The organism is Staphylococcus sp. LKG4-2 (genome assembly GCF_050955665.1).
GTDB lineage: Bacteria > Bacillota > Bacilli > Staphylococcales > Staphylococcaceae > Staphylococcus > Staphylococcus saprophyticus.
In genome coordinates, this window is sequence record NZ_CP194532.1 from 2,492,706 (window position 1) to 2,505,132 (window position 12,427).

The 12,427-nt window shown below is 35.1% G+C and carries 10 protein-coding genes and 1 rRNA gene; 2 read left to right on the top strand and 9 right to left on the bottom strand.

Translation table 11 applies throughout. The features are described 5' to 3' along the window. Window positions 1-301: 301 nt before the first annotated feature. From ACM6UH_RS12295 to ACM6UH_RS12320, 6 genes are all read right to left on the bottom strand, one after another. Window positions 302-1,360 carry a PIN/TRAM domain-containing protein gene (locus ACM6UH_RS12295; protein ID WP_037539107.1) on the bottom strand — a complete coding sequence of 353 codons (1,059 nt, stop codon included), beginning with the start codon at window positions 1,358-1,360 and terminating at the stop codon, window positions 302-304. 55 nt (window positions 1,361-1,415) lie between these two features. Next, window positions 1,416-2,792 (bottom strand): DNA repair protein RadA, encoded by a 1,377-nt coding sequence (gene radA / locus ACM6UH_RS12300; protein WP_011303850.1) that lies wholly within the window; start codon window positions 2,790-2,792, stop codon window positions 1,416-1,418. 347 nt (window positions 2,793-3,139) lie between these two features. Further along, window positions 3,140-5,602, bottom strand: coding sequence for an ATP-dependent Clp protease ATP-binding subunit (locus ACM6UH_RS12305; protein ID WP_011303851.1), 2,463 nt, complete (start codon window positions 5,600-5,602; stop codon window positions 3,140-3,142). Between the two features lie 11 nt (window positions 5,603-5,613). Then, window positions 5,614-6,624, bottom strand: a complete 1,011-nt coding sequence (locus tag ACM6UH_RS12310; RefSeq protein ID WP_048787666.1) for a protein arginine kinase — start codon at window positions 6,622-6,624, stop codon at window positions 5,614-5,616. Continuing rightward, on the bottom strand, window positions 6,617-7,168 hold the full coding sequence (locus ACM6UH_RS12315) for a UvrB/UvrC motif-containing protein (RefSeq protein ID WP_011303853.1): 552 nt from the start codon (window positions 7,166-7,168) through the stop codon (window positions 6,617-6,619). The genes ACM6UH_RS12310 and ACM6UH_RS12315 overlap by 8 nt, the downstream gene beginning before the upstream one ends. Before the next feature lie 16 nt (window positions 7,169-7,184). Further along, window positions 7,185-7,646, bottom strand: a complete 462-nt coding sequence (locus ACM6UH_RS12320) for a CtsR family transcriptional regulator (protein ID WP_002484181.1) — start codon at window positions 7,644-7,646, stop codon at window positions 7,185-7,187. Window positions 7,647-7,802: 156 nt separating this feature from the next. Here ACM6UH_RS12320 and ACM6UH_RS12325 point away from each other — a divergent pair, with 156 nt between their 5' ends. Beyond that, entirely contained in the window at window positions 7,803-9,017 is a 1,215-nt protein-coding gene (locus ACM6UH_RS12325; RefSeq protein ID WP_011303855.1) for a NupC/NupG family nucleoside CNT transporter, read from the top strand. A gap of 62 nt (window positions 9,018-9,079) precedes the next feature. On the opposite strand, the gene pdxT is transcribed toward ACM6UH_RS12325, so the two are convergent. Together pdxT and pdxS are read right to left on the bottom strand one after the other, a co-directional pair. After that, window positions 9,080-9,655 (bottom strand): pyridoxal 5'-phosphate synthase glutaminase subunit PdxT, encoded by a 576-nt coding sequence (pdxT, locus tag ACM6UH_RS12330; protein WP_011303856.1) that lies wholly within the window; start codon window positions 9,653-9,655, stop codon window positions 9,080-9,082. 1 nt (window position 9,656) lies between these two features. Further along, a complete protein-coding gene (gene pdxS / locus ACM6UH_RS12335) occupies window positions 9,657-10,544 on the bottom strand; it encodes a pyridoxal 5'-phosphate synthase lyase subunit PdxS (protein WP_011303857.1) in 888 nt (295 codons plus the stop codon). A 100-nt stretch (window positions 10,545-10,644) separates the two neighbouring features. Here pdxS and ACM6UH_RS12340 point away from each other — a divergent pair, with 100 nt between their 5' ends. Then, window positions 10,645-12,024, top strand: a complete 1,380-nt coding sequence (locus ACM6UH_RS12340) for a PLP-dependent aminotransferase family protein (RefSeq protein WP_069803712.1) — start codon at window positions 10,645-10,647, stop codon at window positions 12,022-12,024. Between the two features lie 250 nt (window positions 12,025-12,274). Here the strand turns inward: ACM6UH_RS12340 and rrf are convergent. Continuing rightward, a 5S ribosomal RNA gene (rrf, locus tag ACM6UH_RS12345) occupies window positions 12,275-12,389 on the bottom strand. Between the last annotated feature and the right edge of the window lie 38 nt (window positions 12,390-12,427).

Here is a 12,427-nt window from a genome sequence, read left to right on the forward strand (position 1 = left end):
ATAAAAAAATACCGCTCAACCATTAATAAGTTTATTATTTATCGCTTATTAATCATACCATAGCTTATTATTTTTTAAAGTATCTCTTACCAAAGTCTGCTCCAAGCATCACACAATAATTGATTATGTGACATTCCTTTTTTAGAAATACAATTTCGCTATCTATTGTAGCACTTTAACCGCTAATATGATATTGCTGTGCTTAAATTAACCATGACTTTGTCTATATTTTTAAATATAAAAAAGGCTCCACACGAAACTGTAACAACATTTGCTACAGTTTCACATGAAACCCTACGTTTTAATTTAATTTTTTCGCAAAAATAATTCTACCCGATGAAGTTTGTAATAAGCTAATCACTTCTAAATCGATATGTTCGCCAATGTGTTTTTTAGCGTTATCCACAACAACCATCGTTCCATCGTCTAAATAACCAACTGCTTGCCCAGACTCTTTACCCATTTTTGTAAGTAATAGACTGAATCGGTCACCTTGATGTACAGAGGGCTTGATTGCTTCAGATAAATCATTCACATTAAGTGCTTGGATTCCTTGCACATGACATACTTTATTTAAATTAAAATCTGTCGTTATAATGTGCGCTCTATAATGTTGCGCTAATTTAATTAACATTGCATCAATATCGCTATGCGTTTTCGTCGGATGAATAATTCTAGTCGGATGATTTGTATCATATAAAGAGTTTAATATATCTAAACCACGTTGACCTTTCTCACGTTTCACACTATCATTGGCGTCCGCAACGACTTGAAGTTCGTTGATTACACCTTGAGGAATTAATATTTCACCATCAATAAATCCACATTCAATAATGTCTAAAATTCGGCCATCTATAATTGCACTTGTATCTATAATCTTTGGCACTGCGTTTCGTGCATTGATAGACATAGAACGCGCCATATTTTCTGGTAAAAATAGCAACATTTCGTCACGTTTTCGCAAACCAAATTGGAAGCCGAAATAACCTAAAATAATTGTAATAATGATTGGTACAAAATGATTGATGATGTTGTTGCCGATAATTTGGAATATAAAAGATATCATAACTGAAATCAGTAAGCCTATCATTAGTCCAATTGTAGCAAATAAAATTTCTACTGCGCTTTGACGCATAATTGTTCGTTCTAATTCTTTTAAAGCAAGTGTTGCTTTTTTAATAAACCAACCAAATATTAAAAAGAAAATTATAATACCTAGTAGTCCATTAAAATACGTATTAGTTAATAATGATATATTACCTAGCCCTATATCATCAAAGATTTCTGGCAAAAGGTATACACCTATACTTGCACCTAAAATGATATAGCACAAGATAACAATAAGTCTTATCATGTTCACAAGTTAACGCTCCTTTCTTCCGGCAATTATTCAACCTTATATTATTAAAGCATAATTATTTTTTATGTTTTGTTAATGCGTATTTTAAAGCTTCATGAACACTTTTAACCCCAATTACTTTTATACCTTCAGGAAATTGCCATCCCCCAATATTGGACTCAGGGATAATCACACGTTTGAACCCTAATTTTTCAGCTTCTTGGACACGTTGTTCTATTCGAGAAACACGTCTGACTTCTCCAGTAAGACCTACCTCACCGATGAAACAGTCCAAGCCGTCCACCGTTAAATCTTTAAAGCTTGAAGCCGTCGCAATAATGATACCTAAATCTACTGCTGGCTCAGTAAGTCTCACACCACCCGCAACTTTGATATAAGCATCTTGCTGCTGAAGGAGATAATTTTCTTTCTTTTCTAATACGGCCATGAGCAAACTCAATCGATTATGATCTATGCCCGTTGCCATACGTCTCGGATTATTAAAAGTTGTCGGTGTCACTAATGCTTGTACTTCAATCAATAAAGGTCTCGTACCTTCCATGGTAGAAACAATCGTGGAACCTGGTACATTGGCTGAACGTTCTTCAAGAAACATTTCCGAAGGGTTTTTAACGCCTTTCAAACCTGTTTGCTTCATCTCAAAGATACCCATTTCATTTGTAGAACCAAAACGGTTTTTCACAGCTCTTAAAATACGATATGCATGGTGTTCATCACCTTCGAAGTAAAGCACTGTGTCCACCATATGTTCAAGTAAACGCGGCCCAGCGATTTGACCTTCTTTTGTTACATGTCCGACAATAAACGTCGCAATATTCATCTGTTTAGCTATATTCATTAAGCTCTGCGTACTTTCTCTAACTTGTGAAACCGAGCCTGGTGCCGAGCTGATTTCAGGGTGGAATATTGTTTGTATAGAATCCACAACAAGTAAATCTGGTTTAATTTGTTTAACCGTTTCATGGATTACTTCTAAATCTGTTTCGGCAAATACATTTAATTCACTAGAATCCTCATCTAATCTTTCCGCTCTTAATTTCGTTTGACTCAATGATTCTTCACCAGTGATATATAATACGTTTTTAGATTGGGATAATGATGCACAAATTTGTAATAGTAATGTCGATTTCCCAATACCAGGATCACCACCAATTAAGACAAGTGAACCATTAACAATACCTCCACCTAGTACGCGGTTAAATTCGTTTGAATTTGTTTTAACCCTAGGTGTTGTTTCATGTTTAATTTCATTTAATTTTTGTACTTTAGATACATTGTCTCGACTGCGTACGCCATGTTTTGGACTGGCTGCCTTTTGTTCGACAATTTCTTCCATTTGATTCCAACCACCACAGTTTGGGCATTTCCCCATCCATTTCGGTGACTGATAACCACATGCCATACATTCAAAAATCACTTTCTTTTTAGCCAAAACAGCACCTCCACCTTTCATTGAACAAATCTATTTTAAACCTCTGACTATTTAAAAACAAATTTATTCTCAGCAATAATAATTCTCTCAATTAATATGTATATTTCTTAAATTAAAATTATTTATCATTTCAACGTTTCTCATATTGATATAAGCTATTTTTATAAAATACCACGTCTAACGTTTAAGTACCAATCATATTATAGCTTGAATTTACAAATAATAGTATGAATGCATCATGTTATAAGCTAGTTTCCAATGATAATTTGATAATTTAACCCTTTATACAGAAAAAGAACCTAGGACATGCGATGATGTCCTAGGTCCTAACATTAACTTTATTGATATTATGATTCAGATGTTTCTTTATCTTTAGCTGAATCTTGTCTTTCCGTAATATCATATTTGAATTCTTTACCATCGTGATCAATTTTAACTTCTTTACCTTCAATTTGGTTACCGTCTAAAATCAATTCACTCAAGTTATCTTCAACTGTTTTTTGAATAGCACGAATAAGTGGTCTTGCACCATACTCTGGATCGTAACCTTCTTCGGCAATTTTCTCTTTAGCCGCTTCTGTAACCGATATATTAATATCTTGTTCAGAAAGTCGATTAGTAAGTTTGTTAACCATCATTGTCACAATTTGTTTCAACTCATCTTTAGAAAGTTTGTGGAATACAATGATATCATCAACACGGTTTAAGAACTCTGGACGGAAAGCATTTTTCAATTCTTTCATCATTGTCTTGCGAATTGATTCATAATCTTGACCTTCTGTAGCGCCACCAAAACCAGCAAAACGTTGATCTTGTAATTCTTGCGCGCCAACATTTGATGTCATAATAATTACCGTATTACGGAAGTCAACACGACGACCTTTGGTATCTGTTAGATGACCATCGTCTAACACTTGTAGCAAGATGTTAAATACATCTGGATGTGCTTTTTCGATTTCATCAAATAAAATAACAGAATAAGGTTTACGTCTTACTTTTTCAGTTAATTGTCCACCATCGTCATGTCCTACATAGCCTGGAGGAGCACCAACTAAACGGCTGACAGCATGTTTTTCCATGAACTCACTCATGTCAACGCGGATCATAGCATCGTCTTCACCGAACATAGACTCCGCTAACGCACGCGCTAGCTCAGTCTTACCTACACCCGTAGGTCCTAAGAAAATAAAGCTACCGATTGGACGTTTAGGATCTTTCAATCCAGCTCTTGCACGTCTCACTGCTTTACTAATGGATGTCACTGCGTCTTTTTGTCCAATCACTCTATTGTGTAGTGTATCTTCTAAGTTAAGCAGACGATCTGATTCTGTTTCATTAATCTTAGTCAATGGAATACCTGTCCAACCAGCGATGACTTCACCGATATCTTCTTCAGATAATGATGTGTTATCACCGTTTTGAGTATTCTTCCAATTCGTATTAGCTTCTTCATATTGTTTTTCTAATTTAGTTTGTTTATCACGAAGATTTGCCGCATTTTCGAATTCTTGAGCATGTACTGCAGCATCTTTTTCATTTTTGACTTGTTCAATTTGTTGTTCAATTTCTTTTAAGTTTGGTGGTGTTGTATGACTTTTCAGTCTTACTTTTGAACTAGCTTCATCAATTAAATCAATCGCTTTATCTGGTAAGAAACGGTCTGAAACATAGCGATGACTCAATTTAGCAGCTGATACCAATGCTTCATCAGAAATATTGATACGGTGATGTGCTTCATAGCGATCACGTAAACCTTTTAAGATTTCAATAGTGTCTTCTACTGTAGGTTCATCTACTTGAACAGGTTGGAAACGACGTTCAAGTGCTGCATCTTTTTCAATATTTTTACGATATTCATCCAATGTTGTCGCACCGATACATTGTAGCTCGCCACGTGCTAAGGCTGGTTTAAGAATATTTGAAGCATCAATCGCACCTTCTGCGCCACCAGCACCAACTAGTGTGTGTAATTCATCAATGAATAATATCACATTACCTGCTTGGTGTATTTCTTCCATAACTTTTTTCAAACGTTCTTCAAATTCACCACGATATTTCGTTCCAGCCACTACTGTTCCCATATCTAATGACATTACACGTTTTCCTTTTAATGTTTCAGGTACTTCATTATTAACAATTGCTTGTGCTAAACCTTCCGCAATTGCTGTTTTACCAACACCCGGTTCACCAATTAATACAGGGTTGTTCTTAGTACGACGACTTAACACTTCAATGACTCTTGTTATTTCTTTATCTCTGCCAATCACTGGATCTAACGTACCGTCTTTAGCGATAACAGTTAAGTCACGTGCAAGACTATCCAATGTTGGTGTGTTATTTGATTTGTTTGCTTGTGCATTTTTGTTGCTCATTTCAGGGCTACCTAACGCTTTAACAACTTGTGCACGTGCTTTTGTTATATTTAAATCTAAGTTTGCAAATACGCGTGCTGCGACACCTTCATTTTCTCTGATTAGACCAAGCAAAATATGCTCTGTTCCAACAAAGTTATGATGTAATTTTCTTGCTTCATCCATTGATAATTCTATAACTTTTTTCGCACGAGGTGTGTAGTGCAATGCACCCATTTGTTCTTGACCATGGCCAATTAATTTTTCTACTTCTTCAACAACTTTTTCTTCAGTAATCTCAAAAGTTTCTAAAACTTTGGCAGCAATACCTTCAGGTTCTTTCATTAAACCTAAAAGTAGATGTTCTGTTCCTATATTTGAATGGTTTAAACGAATTGCTTCTTCTTGAGCATGTGCTAATACACGTTGTGCTCTTTCTGTAAGTCTTCCAAATAGCATAGCGCAACCTCCTAATTTATATGTTCTCTTAATATATCTGCTCTTTTTTCATTAACAGTTCTATCATCTTCATCATCTAATAAAAATGGTGATTGTATCGCAACCATCAGTTCATTAAACTTGAAGTCTTCTAATTCAATGTATTCTAAATCAATACCCAGTTTGACCTCACTTAATCTTAGTGAAGCTTCCTCCATAGATATCAGTCTACTATATTTTAATATACCTAACGAACGATACACTCTATCTAATGTTTCAGTATAGTTATGTCGGTTTAAGCGTTCACGAATCTGCATTTCTTCATTAATAATTTGTTGAACGACTTCTGATAAACTTGCAATGATGTCTTCTTCAGTTTTTCCTAATGTAAGTTGATTTGAAATTTGATAGATATGACCATAAACTTGCGAACCTTCTCCATAAATGCCCCTAATTGTAAAACCGAAACGATTGATTGTTTGTGCAATTCGATTCATTCGTTTCATAATCGTTAGACCTGGTAAATGCAACATAACACTTGCTCGCATGCCTGTACCAATGTTTGTTGGACAAGTTGTTAAATAGCCTAAAGTTTCATCAAAACTTACATCTAATTCACTGTCTAGTTTATCGTCAATCTCTGAAGCTTTTTCGTATAATGAAGATAAAGATAAATCATTTCCCATCGCTTGAATGCGCAAATGGTCTTCTTCATTTACCATAATGCTTAACGATTCATCCTCGTTCAGTAGCACTGCCGATGCAGGTTGTCTGATTAATTCTGGACTAATAAGATGTTTCGCGACAAGTTTATATTTACTTTGCTGATCCATTGCGTCTAATCGTTGGACAGCTAAATCGGGAAGCGCATCTTGTATTTCATTAATAATTCTAAAACCATCTTGTTCAGACGGAAACATGAGTGGGTGCACATGGTTTTCAAGATTTCGTGCTAAACGAATCCTTGATGACATAACGATGGGACTTTCTTCTCTATCTCTCATCCATTCACTCATATATGCACTAATATCATTTTTACTCATCATGTTTCACCTCGCTGTCCTCTTTTAATGCCTTGATTTCATCACGAACAACGGCAGCTTCTTCAAAATTTTGCTCTTCTATCAATTGATTTAGATAAGAAGATTTTTCCTCAATTTGTTTTTTTAAAGCCAATTTTCTATGTGAAGATCTCGGTGTTTTTCCAATGTGCTCAATTTGACCACCTTGTACGCGTCGTACAATATCGACTATGTCATCTTTAAATGTCGCATAGCAGTCTGCACAACCAAATTTACCAACATGTGCAATATCTTTTAATGTCATATGGCAAGTTGGACAGCGTTTCTCTTCTTTAAAAGCAATTTCATCAAAATCGATACCATGTTTAGCAGCTAGATGTTGCAAGATTTGTTTGACTACAAACGCACCTTCGATATCATCTTGGGCTTGGATTTGTTGATTTTGTGTCCAAGGATTACCTCCTTGTGCACACGTGGAACATACCCATTTTTCATTTATACCATCTTGCCCTTTCACTGCCAATTTCACTTCTGCTTCATTCAAATGACAATTTTCGCATAGCACGACGTAACACCTCGCTTTAATAATAATTTATAACATGTAACAATCTTTTAATTATATTTGCTCGGATAATATCTCTAGATAGTATATCCATCTTCAATGTTTCTCTATCTATTACAGCGTATATCATTTTTGCTTCTCGCTCATTAATATATGATTTATCTAACAAACCATCCACAATGTAATATGCCTGTTGCTGTGAAATAGATGGTCCTACTAATTGAAGTAAGTGATTAATATAACCTGTTTCGTCTCTATTTTCAATTTTAGTGATTCGAATGTAACCACCGCCACCTCTTTTACTTTCAATTTCATAGCCATGTTCATTTGTGAAACGTGTTTTGATAACATAATTAAGCTGAGAAGGCACACAGTCAAAGCGCTGCGCAATATTGGTTCGTTGAATTTCAACAACGTCTTCATTGGTGTCTTCAAATAATTTTTTAATGTATTGTTCTATGATGTCGGACATGTTGTGCATGATTATCACCTCTTTTGACCTTCTTTGACTATATTATATGACCAACTTTGACCTTTTTCAACCAATATGTTTTAAAATTTTTAAATTAAACATGTAAGTGCTATCAATTTTATTGTATTATAGAAGTTAAGAAAATTTAAAAGGGATGAATAACTTATGCATATAATTATCGGTTTAATTGGGATAGTAGTGTTTCTTGCATTAGCGTTTCTATTTAGCTCAGATAGAAAAAACATCCGATGGCAATATATCGGACTATTGTTAGTCATACAACTTGTATTCGCATTTATTTTACTTAAAACGAAATTCGGTATCACAGTCATTGGCGGCATATCAGATGGCTTTAACTATTTATTAGCAAAAGCAGCAGAAGGTGTAAACTTTGTCTTTGGTGGTTTTGAATTTGTAGATCCAAAAAACCCTCCATTCTTCTTTAATGTATTATTACCAATCGTGTTTATTTCTGCATTAATTGGTATTTTACAATATACGAAAATCCTACCATGGATTATTAATGTACTTGGTTTAGCTATTTCTAAAATAAATGGTATGGGTCGTTTAGAATCTTACAATGCTGTTGCGGCAGCCATTTTAGGACAATCTGAAGTGTTTATTTCATTAAAGAAAGAATTAGCTCATATACCTAAACAACGCCTTTATACTTTGACGGCTTCAGCGATGTCTACAGTATCAGCTTCCATTATTGGTGCCTATTTCACCTTAATCGAGCCACGTTACGTTGTTACGGCAGTCGTATTGAACTTATTTGGCGGTTTCATTATCGCTTCTATCATTAATCCTTATAAAGTAGATGCCAAAGAGGATAAACTAATCGTTCAAGAAAGTGAAGCAGGGAAGCAATCTTTCTTCGAAATGTTAGGCGAGTATATTTTAGACGGTTTTAAAGTAGCAGTTATTGTAGGAGCAATGTTAATTGGTTACATAGCAATTATCGCGTTACTTAATGGTCTTGTCAGTGCAATATTCACTGGTATTTCTGGAGGTAGCATTACTTGGGACTTCCAAACACTTATCGGTTTCGTATTTGCACCATTTGCCTTCTTAGTTGGTGTTCCTTGGAACGATGCTGTACAAGCTGGTTCTATTATGGCGACAAAATTATTATCTAACGAGTTCGTTGCCATGCAAAGCTTAAGCCAAGTGAAAGATATGAGTGAACATGCGAAAGGTGTTATTTCAGTCTTCGTCGTTTCATTTGCGAATTTCAGTTCAATCGGTATCATCTCAGGCGCTATCAAATCATTGAACAATGAAAAAGGTGACATGGTTGCACGTTTCGGATTAAAACTATTATTCGGTGCAACTTTAGTTTCATTTATTTCAGCAGCTATTGCAGGATTCTTTATCTAATTTAAACATAAAAGCAGTCATGTATATTTAAAATACATGACTGCTTTTTACTATATTTATTTTTAAACTTTTTCAGTAAGTGTCGGTTTGACAATTGCTTCAATAAAATACTGTGTCACTCTATAATCATCTGTCAATTCAGGATGGAATGATACACCTAAATAACGTCCTTCTTGAACGGCAACAATTTTATCACCAACTGTACTAAGTACATCAACATCACCATGTGTCGCTTCAATATGAGGTGCTCTGATAAATACGCCTTCGATATCTTCCGCAATGCCTTTTACATCTAATTCACTTTCAAAACTATCTACTTGTCGTCCAAATGAATTTCTTTGAACTGTGATATCGAGTTTATCTAAGTAGCCATCTTCCCCAGAAATCTGTTTAGCCATTACAATAAGACCTGCACATGTGCCAAACATTGGTAATGTTGATTGCTGTAAGGCTTCTTTGAAACCATATAAATTCATTAATCTACGCAATGTTGTGGATTCTCCACCAGGTAAGATCAGACCATCAATCTCTTCTAATTGTTCAATTCGCTTAATTGCAACGCCTTCGTGACCGCTTAATTCTATGTGATGTATATGCTCTCTGACTGCACCTTGAAGTGCTAATACACCAATTTTCATATTACCAACCACGCTCTTGCATACGTTCTTCTAAAGACAGGTCATTGATATCTAAACCTTTCATCGCTATACCTAGCTCTTTTGCTAAACGACCAATTAATTCATAATCTTGATAATGTGTTGTTGCTTGAACAATGGCTTTTGCAAATTTTTCTGGATCTTCAGATTTAAAAATACCTGATCCTACAAACACACCATCTGCGCCTAATTCCATCATTAAAGCGGCATCTTGAGGTGTCGCAACACCACCTGCTGCAAAATTAACTACTGGTAATTTACCATTTTCTTTAATATTTTTTAATACTTCATATGGCGCACCAATATTTTTAGCTTCTGTCATAATCTCATCGTCATTCATAACAGTTAAACGACTTACTTCAGAATTAACTTGTCTCATATGTCTTACTGCTTCCACAATATTACCAGTACCAGGTTCACCTTTCGTACGTAACATCGCTGCACCCTCACCAATACGACGAGCTGCTTCACCTAAATTACGACATCCACAGACAAATGGTACTGTAAATGTATCTTTTCTTAAATGATATTCTTCATCAGCAGGTGTTAATACTTCAGACTCATCGATATAATCTACACCCATAGACTCAAGTACACGTGCCTCCGTAATATGACCGATACGTCCTTTCGCCATGACTGGTATTGAAACAGCATTCATTACTTCCTCTACAATTTTTGGATTAGCCATACGCGCTACGCCACCTGCTGCTCTAATGTCAGATGGTACACGTTCTAACGCCATGACAGCAACCGCTCCTGCTTCTTCCGCAATTTTAGCTTGCTCTGCATTTACAACGTCCATAATGACGCCGCCTTTTTGCATTTCTGCCATGCCTCTTTTAACTCTCTCTGATCCAGTAACTTTAGACATATCTGTATTACCCCTTTACTTAGTTGATTAAATTCATTTTAAGAGATAAACTGGTATTTAAAAAGGTACAATTCCAAAATAATTTAAGGGGTCAGATTTTATGGAAAAACGACATCTATATATAGAATTATATGAAAACTTGAAGCAACAAATTATAGAAGGACAATATCAATCTGGTGATAAATTTCCTTCTAAACGTGCCCTTGGCCAACATTTATCCGTAAGTAATACAACAATCGAGCACGCGTATCAATTTTTATTAGATGAAGGCTATATATATTCCAAACCACGTTCTGGTTATTTCGTTTCAGATATTGAAACATTACCTATCATTAAAAGAAATCATAGTCAGTTAAATGGACCATCTTTAGACATGACTTCTAACAATCGTCATAATGACCAATCATATCAATATGCTTTTAATCTAACTGAAATTGATGCCGAATACTTTCCCATGCATCAATTTAGAAAGTATGCACGTGATGTCTTTGAAGATGATCAACTCGGTTTACTACAACACACAAATCCCAAAGGAGAGTGGTCATTGCGTCAAGAAATCGCTCATTACCTTTTTAACAGTCGTGGTGTTACTTGTCATCCAGAGCAAATTATCATTGGTTCTTCAACAGAACAACTTATTAATTTGCTCACAGATATGTTAAGTAAAGAACAGTTTATTATTGAAAACCCAAGTTACCCACCAATCAAACAAGTACTCGATAAGAAGCACATCCCTTATCTTCAGACACCTGTTAATAAAACAGGGATTGACTTAAACTATTTTAGCCAAACCAATAATAATATTGCCTATGTCACACCGTCTCACCAGTTCCCTACAGGCTACGTAATGAATTTAAAAAAAAGAACCCAACTTATAAATTGGGCACATCAAAATGAATATAGATATATTATTGAAGATGACTACGATTCCGAATTTCGTTACTTCGGAAAACCAATACCTGCGTTACAGAGTTTAGATACCAAAGACAAAGTGATCTATATAAGTACATTTTCTAAATCCCTTTTCCCAAGTTGTAGAATAGCTTATTTAGTTTTACCAAAAAAATTGTTAGCACAATATGAACATTTAAAAAACAAAGAAGGTAACACCGTACCTGCACATTTACAAAAAATAGTAGCTAATTTTATGGAATCAGGTAGTTTCGAAAGGCATCTTAACAAAATGAGAAAAGTATATAGCAGAAAACTAAAATTCATTCTAGAAAAACTAAAACCGTATGAAGATCAATTACAAATAGATGGTGCACTTGCTGGCATGCACTTCACTTTAACTGTAAAAAACGGCTATTCAATGGATCAGTGCCTTAAAAACGCTGCAAACAACCAATTGAAAATTCTACCTTTTTATCACTATGATAAAAACCAAACATCTGTGAAATTTATTTTAGGTTTTGGAGGGATACCCTTTTCAAAATTAAATGATCATACCAACGCATTAATAAATAGTCTATGTCTATAATATGATTATTAATTTTTTATTGCTCAAATTTCCCTAACATTTTTTTCACCATTTCGATAAAGTGTTACTTTTCAATTTATTGAAATTAGTAACACTTTATCGAAATTAACTTGTAGCTCGCTTCGTCTTTTGTTCAGTTCGTCAGCTTCAAACGCTTTCTCATAATAGCTTATTTTAGGTTTTTCAGTTCTTCGAACTGGAAGTTAAGCTTTTTTGACACAAAAAAAGAGACCCGCTTGGGTCTCTGATTGCCTGGCAACGTCCTACTCTTGCGGAACGTAAGTCCGACTACCATCGGCGCTAAGGAGCTTAACTTCTGTGTTCGGCATGGGAACAGGTGTGACCTCCTTGCCATTGTCACCAGACAATGAAATGTATGAAATTATACATTCAAAACTAGATA

Excerpts from the sequence above, each read along its gene's own strand:
- ACM6UH_RS12320 (WP_002484181.1), bottom strand. The coding sequence starts at position 7,646 with ATGCACAACATGTCCGACATCATAGAACAATACATTAAAAAATTATTT.
- pdxT (WP_011303856.1), bottom strand. The coding sequence starts at position 9,655 with ATGAAAATTGGTGTATTAGCACTTCAAGGTGCAGTCAGAGAGCATATA.
- ACM6UH_RS12310 (WP_048787666.1), bottom strand. The coding sequence starts at position 6,624 with ATGAGTAAAAATGATATTAGTGCATATATGAGTGAATGGATGAGAGAT.
- ACM6UH_RS12325 (WP_011303855.1), top strand. The coding sequence starts at position 7,803 with ATGCATATAATTATCGGTTTAATTGGGATAGTAGTGTTTCTTGCATTA.
- ACM6UH_RS12340 (WP_069803712.1), top strand. The coding sequence starts at position 10,645 with ATGGAAAAACGACATCTATATATAGAATTATATGAAAACTTGAAGCAA.
- pdxS (WP_011303857.1), bottom strand. The coding sequence starts at position 10,544 with ATGTCTAAAGTTACTGGATCAGAGAGAGTTAAAAGAGGCATGGCAGAA.
- ACM6UH_RS12305 (WP_011303851.1), bottom strand. The coding sequence starts at position 5,602 with ATGCTATTTGGAAGACTTACAGAAAGAGCACAACGTGTATTAGCACAT.